The following is a 17340-nucleotide window of genomic DNA, read 5'->3' as shown; positions in this document are numbered from 1 at the left end:
AGCACCTCCAGGTTCCACGGGGGTCCAGAGGTGCGAAGGCGGCGGGAGCCACCTGCGTCCACCGCTCGCTCCTCCGCTGTCAGGTAAGCAGCTGCCGCGTTCGCGCACCAAGCGGCGCCACGTGGTGTCGCCCACCAGGTTGGCGCCCGCCGCTCACGTCCGGCTGATGTTCCGCTGACGCCCCCGGTACCGCGATGTGAGGTGTGTCGGCGATGCGGCCCCGTGTTCGAAGGTGAGGGTGGGTGCGGACGTCCCGCCGGGCCGGGGGCAAGTGGCTTTGCGTCACCTCGCCGAGACGGTGGGTATAGACCAGCGGTCTCGATGGGCGTCGCGAGGCACACTCGGCAACTGTGCCCAGCACATGCCAGAGGCGGGTTTCGGCCTCCGGGACGAGGGCCCCGAATGCCGTGCGGCCCGGTGTTTCAGCGGCGGGTGAGCGCGTGCGGTGGCGCGTGGAACGCGGGGCGCTGGCTTGTTTGTCGCATCGCATTGCCGAGAGGCGTCAAAAGCACGCTGTGGCCGGATCTGAAAGGCGCCCTTTCGGGGCCGTGGCCTCGGTGTTAAGGTCGCTGCCTCAAACGTTAATCGCGATCCTGTGAAACCAGCCCCTTCGGGGCGGCCCTCGATTTCTTGGCAGGGGCTTTCGACCCGCCCGTCTCCAAAGAGGTTCGTTTCTCAAATTTTGAAGATCAAGCCACTTGATGGTGGCCTGTGCCGTATTTCTTGGGTGTTGTGGATTTCCTCCCCCGGGCCTGCGAAGGCCGTGGCGACGGCGGAAGTCGGTGCTGCTTCCATGCGGCATCTGCGGTAAGAGATGTTCAAAGCGCAACAGGAGTGAGCATGGCTCTGGGGTACTTATTCGGTGGCGGTGTGGGTTCTGAACCGCAGGGGATCGAGCTGTATGAGTCGTCGGCTCCCGTGCGGACGTTGTACGAAGAGATATCCGAGTGGACCGGACTGACCCCCGAGCAGATCCTGCGCGCGGAACTGCCCGAGGGGCGCGAGCGGCGGCAGAGCGCGGGAACCATCCGCGAAGCGGCGCTCGCCCTCGCCGTGCACGACCTGCTCGCGGCGGCCGGGCTGCGCCCGGACGTGGTCGGAGGCCTGAGCCTGGGAGCCATGACGGCCAGCTGCCTGGCCGGGGGCCTGGACCGCAGATCCCTGTTCACGATGCTGGCCCGGACGGCGAACGCCCCAGGTCCACGGCCCTCGGACCCCGAAGAGGGCATGGCCCTCGCCTTCGTGCCCACCGAGGACGCGGAGACCGCGCGGCCCTGGCGCGGGCGTGCGCACCTCCACCTCGCCGGTGACTTCGGCCCCGTCGCCGACGCGTCGCAGCGCATCATGATGCTCGCCGGGCACCGTACGGCCATCGAGGAACTGGCCGCCGACGCGCCGCCCGGCACGATCGTGCCGCTGCCCGACCGCGCCATCGGCGTGCACTCCCCGCTGCGCCGGCCGTTCCGCGACTTCATCTCGCCCCATCTGGCGGAGATGCCCTTCACTGCCCCCAGAATTCCGCTGCTTTCCTGTCTGGAGCGCCGGGAACTGAGAACGGCGGACGACGTACGTCATATGTTCGAGCGGAATTCCACGGACCCGATCAGCCTCGTCGACGTATACGAGGGGATGCGGGAGCGGGACGTGCGCCTGGGTATCGTCGTGGGCCCGTCCATTCCTGAAGGCGTTCTCGCCTTCCCGTTCCCTGTTGTTCACGTGGAATCAACAGAACATATTCGACTCGCCGTCAGCCAGGCCTACGACTTGGGGATCGACTTCTCCTTCGTCGGCTCCGGCATGCAGGGAGTCTGATATGCGGTCGGCCGTACAAGGAGGCGTGCGGGAACAACCGTGCGAAGTCGACCCCGACTTAGTCGTACAGCAGTGGCTCGGCATCGACATGGACGAATGGACCCGCAGAGTCGTCCGGCGAACCTTCCACCCCGACCACGGCAGCCCGTACTGGCTGCGCCGTCGTGAGCGGCTCGACTTCGAGCCGCTCGACATCACGCGCTACGCGGACCTCACGGCCTTCGGCCCCTTCCCGCTGGCGGAACTGCGCACCCTGGACCCCGCGGACCTCGTGCCCCGGTCCGAGCCCCGGCCCCTCGCCGGGCGCGTCTGGGACACCGGCGGCACCACCGGCACGCCCTGCCGCGTCTTCTACACCCCCGCCATGATCCGCCACCGCGCGCTCTGGCGCCGCTGGTCCTTCGTCCACGAAGGCTTCGCGCCCGGCCGCGCCTGGCTCCAGGCGACACCCACCGGGCCGCACCTCATCGGACACGGCGTCTGGGAGGTCGCCGACCTGTACGCGGGCCGGGTGTACGCCATCGACATGGACCCCCGCTGGGTGAAACGCCTCATCCGCGAAGGCCGCATGGCCGACGTCCAGCAGTACACCGACCACCTCCTCGACCAGATCGTGGACGCCCTGGACCAAGGCGCCGTCGACTACGTGAACACCACCCCCGCACTCTTCGCGGCCCTGTGCCGACGCGCCCCCGAGCGCGTCGGCGCCCTCGCCGGAGTGCGCCTGAGCGGCACCCAGATCAACACCGCCATGTACCGCGACTTCCGCACCGCCCTCAACGGCGGCCTCTGCGGCATCAGTTACGGCAACACCCTCGGCAACGCCGCCTGCCTCGGCGTGCCGGACGACGGCGGCTCGATCCCGTACATGCCGAACTACCCGCAGGTGACGATGGCCGTCGTACGCAAGGACGACTGGCGGGCCGTCGTCGCACCCGGCGCGGGCGGACAGGTCCGCCTGACCGTCCTGCACGACGACCTCTTCCTGCCGAACGTCCTGGAACGCGACCAGGCCGTACGGCACATCGACAGCCAGTGGCCCTGCGACGGCGTCGCCGACGTCCGTCCGCTCCAGGTCACCAACTCCGCCCCCGAGGGCCTGTACTGACGCAGCGCCCCCACCGACCCCCACCCCGTCACCCCGCCTCCGCCCGCTGAGGTGCCCGCGCGCCGTGCCCGTACCCGGGCGCGCGGATCCGCCGTGCCCCGGCGGGCCCCCGCACGGCCGCGCCGTACCGGCGCGCGCCCAGCCGTCCCTGTCCCGTACGTCCTGAGGAGCCATGGCGTGAACGTGCCCGAGTCCCCCGCCGGGACCCCCCTCCTATGGACCCTGTCCGCCGCACGGCGGGGCGCCCTGACGGCACAGGCGCGGCGGTTGCGCGACCACCTGCGCGCCCTGCCGGAGTGGAGCCCGGCGGACGTCGGCCTCGCCCTCGCCCGCGCCGCGACCGCCACCGGGCGGCGCGCCGCCCTGGTGGCGGGTGACCGCGACGCGTTCCTGGAGCGCCTCGACGCCCTCGCCGACGGGCGCGGCGCCCCCGGCCTCGCCGAAGGGCCCGCCGGGCCCGGCGGCGGCACCGCCTTCGTCTTCCCCGGACAGGGCTCCCAGTGGCCCGCCATGGCCGCACGGCTCCTCGACTCCGCACCCCGGTTCGGGGCGCGCGTGGACGCCTGCGCGCAAGCCCTCGAACCCTTCGTCGACTGGTCCCTCATGGACGTGCTGCGCGCGGCCGGCGGCGCGCCCCCGCTGGAGCGGCCCGACGTCGTCCAGCCCGCCCTGTTCGCCGTCGGCGTCGGCCTGGCCGGGCTCTGGCGCGACCACGGCGTGGAGCCCACCGCGGTGCTCGGCCACAGCTGCGGCGAGATCTCCGCGGCCGTCGTCGGTGGCGCCCTCTCCCTGGACGACGGCGCCCGTGTCGTCGCCCTGTGGAGCCAGGCCCAGGCGACCCTGTCCGGGCGCGGCGAGATGGTCTCCGTGATGGCGCCCCTCGCCGACGTGGAAGCCCAACTCGGCGGCTACGAAGGGCAGGTGGGGGTCGCCGCCGTCAACGGCCCGCGCTCCGTGATCGTGTCCGGTGACATCGACGCCGCCACCGAGCTGACCGCCCGGCTCACCGCCGCGGGCCTGCACGCGCGCCGCATCGCCGTCGGGCTCGCCGCCCACTCCCCGCACATCGACGCCATCGTGCCCCGCCTCCACGCCGATCTCGCCGCCGTCCGGCCGCTCACCGCCCACCTGCCGTACTACTCGGGCCTCACCGGCGACCTCCTGCCCGAACCGGCCCTGGACGCCGCCTACTGGGCCCGCAACCTGCGCCGCACCGTCCGGTTCGACCGGGCCGCCGCCGCCCTGCTCCGGGACGGCCACCACACCCTCCTGGAGATCAGCCCGCACCCGGTCCTCACCACCGCGCTCCAGGCGATCGCCGCCGAGCACGGCGTCACCGCCCACGTCGGCGCCACGCTCCGCCGCGGCCACGGCGACCGCACCCAATTCCTCACCGCGCTCGGCGAGGTGTACGTCCACGGCGGCGCGACACCCGACCCCGACACCCTCTGCGAAGGGCTCGACGCCCGGCCCATGGACCTCCCCGCGGAGCTGCTGGAGGCGGGCGACGACCCCGGCACCGAGGACCCGCGCACGGCCCTCCGCGACGAACTGGCCCCCCTCACCGCCACGGCCCAGCGCGAACGGCTGCTGCGCCTGGTGGGCCACGAAGTCGCCGCCGTGCTCGGCGAACCGGGCCCCGTCGACCCCGACGCCACCTTCACCGGCCTCGGCCTCGACTCCGTCACCGCCGTGGAGATCCGCAACCGCGTCGCCGCCGCCACGGGCGCCGCGGCGCTGCCCGTGACGGCCGTCTTCGACCATCCGACACCGCGCGCGCTCGCCGAGGCGCTGCGGGACGAACTCCTCGGCGGCGCCCGGCAGGAAGCACCCGCCGAGGCACCCGCGACGGCCGCGCACGAAGACCCCGTGGCGATCGTCGCGATGGGCTGCCGCTTCCCCGGCGGCGCCGACACCCCCGAGCGCCTGTGGCGCCTCCTCGCCGACGGCACCGACGCCGTCACGGAGTTCCCCGGCGACCGGGGCTGGAGCACCGCGGGCGCCTGCGCGCCCGAGGACACCGGACCGGGCCGCCACTACCAGCGCGAGGCGGGCTTCCTGCACGACGCCGACCGCTTCGACGCCGAGTTCTTCGGCATCTCGCCCCGCGAGGCGCTCGTCATGGACCCGCAGCAGCGTCTCCTCCTGGAAACCTCCTGGGAGACCCTGGAGCGCGCGGGGCTCGACCCGCACACGCTGCGGGGCAGCCGCACCGCCGTCTACATCGGCGCGATGACCATGGACTACGGCCCCCGCCTGCACGAGGCGACGGACGGCAACGGCCACCTCCTCACCGGCAACACCGGCAGCGTCGCCTCCGGCCGCGTCGCCTACGCCCTCGGCCTGGAAGGCGCCGCGGTCACCGTCGACACGGCCTGCTCCTCCTCCCTGGTGGCCCTGCACCTCGCCGTGCAGGCACTGCGGCGCGGCGAGTGCGCGCTCGCGCTCGCGGGCGGAGCGACGGTGATGCCGACGCCCGGCATGTTCGTGGAGTTCAGCAGCCAGGGCGGCCTGGCCCCCGACGGCCGCTGCAAGGCGTTCTCCGCACAGGCCGACGGCTTCGGCCTCGCCGAGGGCGTCGGCGTACTGCTCCTGGAGCGTCTGTCGGATGCCCGTCGCAACGGTCATCCGGTGCTTGCGGTGGTGCGGGGCAGTGCGGTGAACCAGGACGGTGCGAGCAATGGTCTGACGGCTCCGAACGGTCCTTCGCAGCAGCGGGTGATCCGTGCGGCTCTCGCGGACGCGGGGTTGTCGGCGAAGGACGTCGATGCGGTGGAGGCGCACGGTACGGGCACTCGCTTGGGTGATCCGATCGAGGCGCAGGCGTTGCTGGCGACGTATGGTCAGGAGCGGTTGGAGGGGCGGCCGTTGTGGCTGGGCTCCCTCAAGTCCAACATCGGCCACACCCAGGCCGCCGCAGGTGTCGGCGGCGTCATGAAGATGGTCCTGGCCATGCGCCACGGCCTGCTGCCCCGCTCCCTCCACCTCACCGAGCCGACTCCGTACGTGGACTGGAGCGCGGGCGACATCCGCCTCCTCGCCGAACCGACGCCCTGGCCCGAGAGCGACCGGCCACGACGGGCCGGAGTGTCCGGCTTCGGAATCAGCGGGACGAACGCGCACGTGATCGTGGAGGAGGTGCCGCAGGAGTCCGTGGTGGCCGGGGCTTGCGGGGTGGGTGGGTCGGTGGCGTGGGTGGTGTCGGCGCGGTCGCCGCAGGGGGTGCGGGCGCAGGCGGAGCGGCTGCTCGAGGTGTGCGGCGAGGAGGACGTACGGATCTCCGACGTCGCGCTGTCGCTGGTCGAGACCCGGGCACTCCACGAGCACCGGGCCGTGGTGGCTGGTGGTCGTGAGCAGCTCCTTGCGGGGTTGCGGGCGTTGGCGGTGGGTGAGCCGTCGGGGTGTGTGGTGTCGGGTGGGGGTTGGTGTGTGGGGACGGTGTTTGTGTTCCCGGGGGGGCGCAGTGGGTGGGGATGGCGCGTGGGTTGCTGGATGAGTCGGCGGTGTTTGCGGGGTTGATGGGGGAGTGCGGGGCGGCGTTGGAGCCGTATGTGGGGTGGTCGTTGGTGGAGGTGGTGCGTTCGGGTGTGGGGTTTGAGCGGGTGGATGTGGTGCAGCCGGTGTTGTTTGCGGTGATGGTGTCGTTGGCGCGGTTGTGGCGGGTGTTTGGTGTGGTGGTGGATGCGGTGGTGGGGCATTCGCAGGGGGAGATCGCGGCGGCGGTGGTGGCGGGTGGGTTGTCGTTGGAGGACGGGGCGCGGGTGGTGGCGTTGCGCAGTCGCGCGATCGTGCGGCTTGCGGGCAGTGGCGGGATGGTGTCGCTCGCTTTGTCGTCGGCTGAGGTGGAGGAGCGGCTGGCTGGGTGGGGTGGCCGGTTGTCGGTCGCGGCTGTCAATGGGCCTTCTGCGGTGGTGGTGTCGGGCGATGGCGATGCTCTGGGTGAGTTGGTGGCGGGGTGTGAGGCGGAGGGGGTGCGGGCGCGTCGTATCGATGTGGACTATGCCTCGCACTCGGCCCATGTGGAACGCATCGAGGCAGAGCTTCTGGAGGCCTTGAAGGGGATCGCACCGTCCTCGTCAGAGGTTCCCCTGTTCTCCACGGTCACGGGTGAGTGGTTGGACACCTCGGTCATGGATGGCGGGTACTGGTATGCCAACCTCCGCCGTACGGTGGCTTTCGAGCCCGCCATCCGCGCTCTGGCGGAGCAGGGTTTCGGCGCGTATGTGGAGGTGAGTCCGCATCCGGTCCTGACGATGGCGGTCGAAGCGACCCTGGAGTCGGCCGAGAGCACCGCGGTGGTCCTGGGGACCTTGCGCCGGGACGAGGGCGGTCTGGAGCGCATGCTTCTCGCGCTCGGGCAGGCGCATGTGCATGGGCTCTCCGTGGACTGGGCGCCGCTGTTCGAGGGCACCGATGCCACCCGCGTCGAGCTGCCCACCTACCCCTTCCAGCGTGAACGCTACTGGCTGGGCCCTCAGGAGAGCGCGGCCCCGGCGCCCGACACGGACGACCTCTGGGAAGCCCTCGTACGCGAGGAGCCCGCCCGGCTCGCGGAGACGCTGAAGGTGACCCCGCAGGCCCTGGACGAGGTGCTGCCCGCGCTCTCGGCGTGGCGTGCCGAGCGGGCGCGGGAGCGGAGCGTCGACGCGTGGCGCCACCGCGTGGCGTGGCAGCCGCTCGAACTGCCGCCCGGCTCGGTGCCCGAGGGGCGCTGGCTCGCGGTGTGCCCCGAAGCCGTACGCCCTGAAGCCGTACGCCCCGAAGAACCCGCGTACGCGGAAGGAGCCCCGTACGCGGAAGGGGCGGCAGACCCCGAAGCAGGATCCGCCGACGACATCGTGCGCGGCCTCCGCGCGCTCGGGCTCGACCTCGCCGTGGTCACCGCCCGAGGGCCCGGACAGGGCCGCGCCGGGCTGGCCGCCGCGCTCGCGGACGCCGTGGCGGAGCGGCCCGTCGCCGGAGTCCTGTCCCTGCTCGCGGACGAGCGCCGCCCGCACCCCGACCACACCGACCTGCCCGGCGGGCTCGCCCTGACCCTCGCGCTCGTGCAGGCCCTCGGCGACGCCGGGATCGACGCGCCGCTGTGGTGCGTGACCCGGGGGGCGGCCGTGGTCGGCGCGGGGGAGCGGCCGGGGCCCTCTGCCCACGCGGCCGTCGCCGGTCTCGGCCGGTGCGTCGCCCTCGAACACCCCGACCGCTGGGGCGGGTCGGCCGACCTGCCCGCCGAGCCGGACGAGCGGGCCCTGCGACGGCTGTGCGCGGTCCTGGCATCGGTGACCGACGAGGACCAGGTCGCGGTCCGCTCGACCGGGGTGCACGGCCGTCGGCTGCTGCCCGCACCCGTCACGCGCGGCGGCACCCCCGCCGTGGAGGAGGGCTTCGGGACCGGCACCGTACTGATCACCGGAGGCACCGGAGGCGTCGGCGCCCACGTGGCGCGCTGGCTGGCCGCACAGGGCGCCGGACAGCTGCTGCTCGTCAGCAGGCGCGGGCCGGGGGCGCCCGGGGCCGCCGCACTACGGGCCGAACTGGCCGCCGCGGGCGCCGCGGTGACGGTCGCCGCGTGCGACGTCGCGGACCCCGGCCAGGTGACGGCCTTGCTCGACGCGCTGCCGCGGGAGCACCCGCTGACCGCGGTCGTGCACGCGGCGGGCGTCCTCGACGACGGCATGGTGGACGCCCTCACCCCGGCGCGGCTCGCCGTGTCGCTGCGCGCCAAGGCGACCGCCGCCCGCGTCCTGCACGAGGCGACCGCGGGCCTGGACCTCTCCGCGTTCGTCGTCTTCACCTCCGTCATGGGCGTCGTCGGCAACGCCGGGCAGGGCAACTACGCGGCGGCGAACGCGGCGTTGGAGTCCCTCGCCGCCGCCCGGCGCGCCGCGGGTCTGCCCGGCACGGCCCTCGCCTGGGGCGCCTGGGCCGCGGGCGAGGGCATGCTCGACGACGGCGTCGCCGGACGCCTGCGCGACCGGGGCCTGCCCTCCATGGACCCCGCGGCGGCCGTGACGGCCATCGGCCGCGCCCTCGCCGAGGACGACGGGCACGTGGTCGTCGCCGACGCGGACTGGCAGCGCTTCGCCGCCGCCACGGGGCCGCGCGCGACCGCGCTGCTCGCCGCGTACACCGGCCCGGACGGCGACGGCGGCGAGCGCGCGCCCGGCTCACCGGACGGGACGCTGCGCGACCGGCTCGCCGCCGTGCCCGCCGCCGAGCGCGAGCGGTTCGTCACCGACCTCGTCCGTACGCACGCCGCGGCGGTCCTGCGGCACCCCACCCCCGACGCCGTACGGCCCGAACGGGCCTTCAACGACATGGGGTTCGACTCCCTCACGGCGGTCGAGCTGCGCAACCGCCTGGCGGCCGCCACCGGTGTGCGCCTGCCCGCCACCGTGCTCTTCGACCGGCCGACGCCGGCCGTCCTCGCCGCCCACCTCCTGGACGAACTCGGCGAGACGGGCGCGGAAAGCCCGCAGGACGGCGCCCGGGAAGCGGGCCGCGCGCCGTCCGCGTACGACGCGGAGCCCATCGCGGTCGTCGGCATGGGCTGCCGGTTCCCCGGCGGGGTCGAGCGCCCCGCCGACCTGTGGCGGCTGCTCGCCGAGGGCCGGGACGCGGTCACGGACTGGCCCGCGGACCGGGGCTGGGACGCCGCCGGGCTCTACGACCCGGACCCGGACCGGGCGGGCACGACCTACTGCACGCGGGGCGCGTTCGTCACGGACGCCGCCGGGTTCGACGCCGAGTTCTTCGGGATCTCGCCGCGCGAGGCCCTCGCCATGGACCCGCAGCAGCGCCTCCTCCTGGAGACCTCCTGGGAGGCCCTGGAACGGGCGGGACAGGACCCCGAGGCGCTGCGCGGCCGCCGCGTCGGCGTGTTCGTGGGCACCAACGGGCAGGACTACATGGCCCTCGCCGGAGCCGACCCCGAGGTGTCCGAGGGCCACCTCCTCACCGGGAACACGGCCAGCGTGCTGTCCGGCCGCGTCGCCTACGTCCTCGGCCTCGAAGGCCCCGCCCTCACCGTGGACACGGCCTGCTCCTCGTCGCTCGTCGCCGTGCACCTCGCCGCGCAGGCGCTGCGGCGCGGCGACTGCGACCAGGCCTTCGCGGGCGGCGTCACGGTGATGAGCACGCCCCGGCTCTTCGTCGAGTTCAGCCGCCAGCGCGGCCTCGCCCGCGACGGCCGCTGCAAGGCCTTCGGGGCGGGCGCCGACGGCACCTCCTGGGGCGAGGGCGCCGGAGTCCTGCTCCTGGAACGCCTCTCCGACGCCCGCCGCAACGGCCACCCCGTCCACGCCGTCCTCTGCGGCTCGGCCGTCAACCAGGACGGCGCCAGCAACGGCCTGACAGCCCCCAACGGCCCCGCCCAGCAGGACGTCATCCGGGCCGCGCTCGCCGACGCGGGGCTCCGCGCCGACCAGGTGGACGCCGTGGAGGCACACGGCACAGGCACCGTGCTCGGCGACCCGATCGAGGCCCAGGCGCTCCAGGCCGTCCACGCGGGGCGGCCCGCCGGACGACCGCTGTGGCTCGGCTCGGTCAAGTCCAACATCGGACACACCCAGGCCGCCGCCGGGGTGGCCGGGCTGATGAAGATGGTGCTCGCCCTCCAGGCCGGGGAACTGCCCGGCACGCTCCACGCCGAGGAGCCCAACCCGCACGTCGACTGGTCCACGGGCGACGTGCGCCTCCTGACCGGGCGCACCCCGTGGCCGGAGACGGGCGAGCCGCGCCGGGCCGGGGTCTCCTCGTTCGGCATCAGCGGCACCAACGCCCACGTGATCGTGGAACAGGCACCGCCCGCCGACGCCCCGGCAGCGGCGGGCACGCCCGGCGTCCCCGCCGCCGAAGCCTCCCGCGCCGACCAGCCCGGCCCCGCCGCCGAAGCCCCCCGCACGGAGGCACCCGGCCCGGGCTCCGAGGCCCCCCGCCCCGACGCCCCCCGCACCGGTGTCGCCGTCCCCCTGCTCCTTTCCGCCCGTACGCCGGACGCCCTGCGCGCGCAGGCCGCACGGCTGCGTACGTATCTCGGCGGCCACCAGCCGGGCCACCGGCCGCCGGACGAGGGGACCGCCCCCGGCGCCCTCGCCGACACGGCCCACGCCCTCGCCACCCGGCGCGCCGCGCTCGACCACCGCGCCGCCGTCCTCGGCCGGGACCCCGACGCCGTGTTCGCCGCCCTCGCCGCGCTGGCCGAGGGGAACTCCGCCGGACGCCTCGTCACCGGTCACGCGGGCGCGCCAGGCCGCACGGCCTTCCTCTTCCCGGGGCAGGGAAGCCAGCGGGCGGGCGCGGGCGCCGAGCTGTACCGGAGCGAACCGGTCTTCGCCGACGCGCTCGACGCCGTCCTCACCCACCTGGCCCCGCACCTCTCGCCGGATCTGGAACTTCCGCTGCGCGACGTCATGTTCGCCGCGCCCGGCACCGGCGCGGCGGCCCTCCTCGACCGCACCGGCTGCACCCAGCCCGCGCTGTTCGCGCTCCAGGTCGCGCTGTTCCGGCTCACGGAGCACTGGGGCGTGCGGCCCGGCCTGCTGCTCGGCCACTCCATCGGCGAACTCGCCGCCGCACACGTGGCTGGGGTCCTCGACCTGCCCGACGCCTGCGCCCTGGTCGCCGCGCGCGGCCGGCTCATGGACGCGCTGCCCGGCGGCGGCGCCATGGCGGCCGTGGAGGCCGACGAGGACGAGGTGCGCGCCCTGCTCGCCGAGGCCGGGGAGCCAGGCGTCTGCGTCGCGGCCGTCAACGGGCCGCGCGCCACCGTCCTGTCCGGCGACCGCGCCCCCGTACTGCGCCTGGCCGAGGCCTTCCGGGCGCGCGGGCGCCGCACCAAGGAGCTCGCCGTCAGCCACGCCTTCCACTCGGCGCGCGTGGACGGCATGCTCGACGCCTTCCGGGCCGTGGCCCGGCAGATGACGTACGCGCCGCCGCGCATCCCCGTGATCTCGAACCTCACCGGGGCGCGCGCCACCGCCGACGAACTGTGCGACCCGGAGTACTGGGTGCGGCACGTGCGCGGCACCGTGCGCTTCCTCGACGGCGCCCGCACCCTGCTCGCCGAGTCCGCCACCAGCTGCCTCGAACTCGGCACGGGCGGCGTCCTGTCCGGCCTCGTCGAGGCGTGCGGGACCGACGGCGACGCCTGCCGCGCGGTGCCGCTGCTGCGCGACGGCAGGCCCGAGACCGCGTCGTTCACGGGCGCCCTCGCCGCGCTGCACGTGCGGGGCGCGGCCGTCGACTGGTCCGTGGGCTGCCCCGACCGGCTGCCCCGCCTCGACGACCTGCCCACCTACCCGTTCCGGCACCGCAGGTACTGGCCGGCCCCGCGCCCCGCCGAGGCCGCCGACGCGGCGGACGCCCGGACCTACCGCGTGGCCTGGCGCGCCCTGCCCGAACCCGCCGCCGCGCCCGCGCTCACCGGTACCTGGCTGCTCGTCGTGCCCGGGGCCGCCGCGAGCACGCCGCTCGCCGACGCCTGCCGGGCCGCGCTCGCCGGGCACGGCGCCGCTGTGTCCGTCCTCGCCGTGCCCGACGGCACGGACCGGGCCGGGCTCGCCGCGCTCGTACCGCTCGGAGCGAGCGGTGTCCTGTCGCTGCTCGCCACAGCTCCCGCCGGTGGCACCGAGGCCACCCTGCTGCTCGTCCAGGCCCTCGGCGACGCGGGCGGTGACGCCCCGCTGTGGTGCGTCACCACCGGCGCCGTCGCCCTGGACGGCCGGGGCCCCGACCGGCCCGAGCAGGCCCAGGTGTGGGGGCTCGGCCGGGTCGCCGCGCTCGAACACCCGGGCCGCTGGGGCGGGTTGGCGGACCTGGCGGAGCGGCCCGACGCCGCGTCGCTGCGCCGCCTGTGCGCCCTGCTGTCCGGATCCGTACGGACCGACGGCGGCTGCGCCGAGGACCAGGTGGCCCTCCGCGCGGACGGCCTGTACGGACGCCGCCTCCTGAGGGCCGCGCCGACACCGGCGTACGGCTCGCGTACGGCAGCCGACGACGCGCGTACGACAGGAAGCGGCGAGCCCGGGTGGTCCGCGCGCGGCACCGTCCTCGTCACCGGCGGCACCGGCGGTCTCGGCGCCCATGTGGCGCGGCGCCTCGCCCGCGACGGCGCCGAGCACCTCGTCCTGACGAGCCGGCGCGGCCCGGACGCGCCCGGAGCCACCGAACTCGCCGCGGACCTGGAGGCCTTGGGCGCCCGGGTCACCGTGGCGGCCTGCGACGTGGCCGACCGGGACGCGCTCGCGGAGCTGCTCGACCGGCTCGCCGCCGACGGCGACGCCGTACGGGCCGTCTTCCACGCCGCGGGCGTCACCTCCGACACCCGCGTCGCGGACTGCACCCCCGCGCTGCTCGCCGAGGAGACCGCGGCCAAGGTGCGCGGCGCCGCCCACCTGGACGACCTGCTCGGCGAAGGGCCCGACGCGTTCGTGCTGTTCTCGTCGGTCTCCGCCACCTGGGGCAGCGCGGGCCAGGCCGCCTACGCCGCCGCCAACGCCCACCTGGACGCCCTCGCCGAGCGGCGGCGCGCCGATGGCCGCGCGGCGGTCTGCGTGGCCTGGGGGCCCTGGGCCGGGGCGGGCATGGCGCACGGCGCGACCGGCGACGGCCTGCGCCGCCTCGGCCTGGTCCCGATGGCGCCCGAAGCGGCGCTCGACGCGCTGTGGCGGGCCCTGGAGCGCGACGACAGCGGCATGGTCGTCGCGGACATGGACTGGCCGCGCTTCGCCCCGGCCTTCCGCTCGGGCCGCGACAGCGCGCTGCTCGCCGAACTCCCCGACGCCGCCGCCGAACCGGGCCGGGAGACGGACGACGCGCTGTCCGGCGCCGCGGCCCGCTGGCGCGACCGGCTCGCCGCGCTGCCCCCCGCCGAGCGACCGCGGGCGCTCACCGACCTCGTGCGCGCCGAGGCGGCCGCCGTCCTCGGCCACGACGCGGCGGTCGCCGTCGAAGCCGCCCGGCCCTTCCACGACATCGGCTTCGACTCGCTCACCGCCGTCGAACTGCGCAACCGGCTGGCCGCCGCCACCGGCCTGACCCTGCCCGCGAGCACCGTCTTCGACCACCCCACGGCCACCGCGCTCGGCGGCCATCTGCACGCCGAACTGACCGGCGCCACGCCCGCACCGCAGGACGAGCCCGTGCGGCCCGCCACCACCGACGAGCCGTTGGCGGTCGTCGGGATGGCGTGCCGCTTCCCGGGCGGCGTCCGCGGCCCGGAGGACCTGTGGGACCTCGTCGCGGGCGAGCGCGACGCCGTCGGCCCGCTGCCCGCCGACCGGGGCTGGCCGCTGGACGACCTCTACGACCCGGACCCCGAGCGCGAGGGCACCTTCTACACGACCGGCGGCGGTTTCCTCGACGGCGCCGGGGACTTCGACGCGGCCTTCTTCGGGATCTCGCCGCGCGAGGCCCTCGCCATGGACCCGCAGCAGCGCCTCCTCCTGGAGACCGCCTGGGAGGCCCTGGAACGCGCGGGCATCGACCCGGGCTCGGTCCGCGGCAGCCAGGGCGGCGTCTACCTCGGCGTGGCCGCCCAGGGGTACGGCACCGGGCCGCAGGACCCGGCCGCCGCCGTCGAGGGGCATCTGCTCAGCGGCACGGTCACGAGCGTCGCCTCCGGCCGCATCGCCTACACCCTCGGCACCGAGGGCCCGGCCGTCACCGTCGAGACCGCCTGCTCCTCGTCCCTGGTCGCCCTGCACCTGGCCGGGCAGGCGCTGCGCGCGGGGGAGTGCTCCTTCGCGCTCGTCGGCGGCGCGGCCGTGATGGCGTCGCCCGACGTGTTCGTGGAGTTCAGCCGTCAGCGAGGCCTCGCGCCCGACGGCCGCTGCAAGTCCTTCGCCGCCGCGGCCGACGGCACCGGCTGGGGCGAGGGCGTCGGCATGCTCGTGGTCGAGCGGCTCTCGGAGGCCCGCCGCCGGGGCCACCCCGTGCTCGCCGTGGTCCGGGGCTCGGCGGTCAACCAGGACGGCGCGAGCAACGGCCTGACCGCGCCGAGCGGCCCCGCGCAGGAGCGCGTCCTACGGCGGGCGCTCGCCGCCGCCGGGCTCACCGGAGCGGACGTCGACCTCGTCGAGGCGCACGGCACCGGCACCGTACTCGGCGACCCCATCGAGGCGCGGTCCCTGATCGCCGTCTACGGCCAGGACCGGCCCGCCGAGCGGCCGTTGTGGCTCGGCTCGCTCAAGTCCAACATCGGCCACACCCAGGCCGCCGCGGGCGTCGCCGGGGTCATCAAGACGGTCATGGCCCTGCGCCACGGACTGCTGCCCCGCACCCTCCACGTGGACATGCCCACCACCGAGGCCGACTGGTCCGGGGGAGCGGTGCGCCTGCTCACCGAGGCCCGTCCGTGGGACGACACCGGCCGCCCCCGCCGCGCGGGCGTGTCCTCCTTCGGCATGAGCGGCACCAACGCCCACGCGGTCATCGAACAGGCCCCGGACGAGCCGCCGCTGGAGCCCGCCGCCCCGGCCCCCGCCGTCGATCCGATCGCCACGGACGCCGTCGCGCTGCCCCTGTCGGCCGCCTCCGCGCCCGCCCTGCGCGCCCAGGCCCGCCGCCTGCGCGAGCACGCCGAAGCCGCCCCCGCCCTGCCCCTCACGGACCTCGCCCACGCGCTCGCCACCACGCGCACCGCGTTCCCGCACCGCGCCGCCGTGACCGGGCGCACCCGGGACGAACTCCTCGCCGCGCTCGCGGCGCTGGCCGAAGGGGCGCCCGCGCCCGGCGCCACCACCGGCCGCGCCGGAGAGGCCAGGACCGTGTTCGTCTTCCCCGGCCAGGGCTCGCAGTGGCCGGGCATGGCGCGTGAACTCCTGCACTCCTCGCCGGAGTTCGCCGCGCGGATCACGGCGTGTGCTGAGGCGCTCGCCCCGCACACGGAGTGGTCGTTGCTGGACGTGTTGCGGGAGGTTCCTGAGGCGCCGTCGCTGGAGCGGGTGGACGTGGTGCAGCCGGTGTTGTTCGCCGTGATGGTGTCGCTGGCGGAGGTGTGGCGTTCGTACGGTGTGGAGCCCGCTGCCGTGGTGGGGCACTCCCAGGGGGAGATCGCCGCGGCCTGTGTGGCCGGGGCGCTCACCCTCAAGGACGCCGCCCTGGTCGTCGCCCTGCGCAGCCGGGAGCTGCGGCGGCTCGCGGGCCGCGGCGGCATGGTCTCGCTCGCCGCCCCCGAAGAGCACGTACGGGAACTGCTGCTGCCCTACGACGGGCGGATCGGCGTGGCCGCCGTCAACGGACCGGGGGCCGTCGTCGTCGCGGGCGCGCCCGACGCGCTGACCGGCCTGCAGGCCGACTGCGAGCGGGCGGGCGTACGGGCCCGGCGGCTGCCCGTCGACTACGCGGCGCACTCCGCCCAGGTCGCCGACGTGGGCGACGCGCTGCGCACCGCCCTCGCCGGAGTGCGGCCCCGGCCCTCGCGCATCCCGCTCTACTCCACCGTGACCGGCGACGTCATCGACGGCACCGCCCTCGACGCCGCCTACTGGTACCGCAATCTGCGCGAGCCGGTCGAGTTCGCCCGCACCACCGAGACCCTGCTCGCCGCGGGCCACGACCTGTTCGTCGAGACGAGCCCGCACCCCGTCCTGACCGCCGCCCTCACCGGGACCGCCGAGCGCGCGGAGCGGCCCGTCGCCGCCGTCGGCACGCTGCGCCGCGACGACGGCGGCACCGACCGGCTGCTCACCGCGCTCGCCGAGGCCTGGGCCCACGGCGCGCCCCTGGACTGGGCCGCCGCCCTGCCCCGGCCCGCCCGCACCCACGTCCCCCTGCCCACCTACGCCTTCCAGCACGAGCGCTACTGGCTGGCGACACCGGGCCGGACCGCCGCCGTCGCCGCCACCGCACCCGCGCAGGCCCCCGCGCCCGTGCCGAACGGCGACCCCGCGGCCGAACTCGCCGCCCGGCTCGCCCCTTTGAGCGGCACCGACCGGCGCCGTGCCGTCCTCGACCTGGTCACCGCGCACGCCGCCGCCGTGCTCGGCCACTCCGGTGGCGCGGCCGTGGAGGCACGGCGGCCTTTCACCGCCGCGGGGTTCGACTCGATGCTCGCCGTGACGTTCCGCAACCGGCTCGGGGAGGCGACCGGGCTGCGGATCTCGCCCACCGCGGTCTTCGACCACCCCACGCCCGCCGCGCTCGCCGACCACCTGCACCAGCGGCTGTGCGCGGCCTCCGCACCGGACCGGCCGGACCGCCCCGTCCACGAACACCTGGACGGGCTCGCCGCCGCGCTGGCCGCCGCCGGGCCCGACACACCGGGCGCCGACACGATCGGCACCCGCCTGCGGGACCTGCTGCGCGCCTGGAACGACCGGGTGCCGCAGGACGGCAGCGGTGTCGACGGCGCACCCGCCGTCGACACCGCCACGGCCGACGAACTCTTCGAACTGCTCGACAACAACTACGGGGCCTGAGGGAGA

The 17340-nt window shown here is 75.5% G+C and carries 2 protein-coding genes and 1 pseudogene; all 3 read left to right on the top strand.

Annotated elements, in window-relative coordinates; genetic code table 11:
• Nucleotides 1-840: 840 nt before the first annotated feature.
• The 3 genes and pseudogenes from C9F11_RS04110 to C9F11_RS04100 all read left to right on the top strand — a co-directional run bounded on the left by C9F11_RS04110 (nt 841) and on the right by C9F11_RS04100 (nt 17334).
• Nucleotides 841-1812 carry an ACP S-malonyltransferase gene (locus C9F11_RS04110; RefSeq protein WP_138957962.1) on the top strand — a complete coding sequence of 324 codons (972 nt, stop codon included), beginning with the start codon at nt 841-843 and terminating at the stop codon, nt 1810-1812.
• An 88-nt stretch (nt 1813-1900) separates the two neighbouring features.
• Nucleotides 1901-2920: an arylcarboxylate reductase gene (locus C9F11_RS04105; RefSeq protein WP_249402134.1), complete on the top strand. Its 1020-nt coding sequence runs from the start codon at nt 1901-1903 to the stop codon at nt 2918-2920.
• Nucleotides 2921-3097: 177 nt separating this feature from the next.
• Nucleotides 3098-17334: pseudogene (locus C9F11_RS04100) on the top strand (type I polyketide synthase).
• Nucleotides 17335-17340 lie beyond the last annotated feature (6 nt).

The organism is Streptomyces sp. YIM 121038 (assembly GCF_006088715.1).
Taxonomy (GTDB): Bacteria; Actinomycetota; Actinomycetes; order Streptomycetales; family Streptomycetaceae; genus Streptomyces.
The sequence above is the reverse complement of the archived record's forward strand: the minus strand, read 5'-3'. Positions and strand labels throughout refer to the sequence as shown.

Excerpts from the sequence above, each read along its gene's own strand:
- C9F11_RS04110 (WP_138957962.1), top strand. The coding sequence starts at position 841 with ATGGCTCTGGGGTACTTATTCGGTGGCGGTGTGGGTTCTGAACCGCAG.
- C9F11_RS04105 (WP_249402134.1), top strand. The coding sequence starts at position 1,901 with ATGGACGAATGGACCCGCAGAGTCGTCCGGCGAACCTTCCACCCCGAC.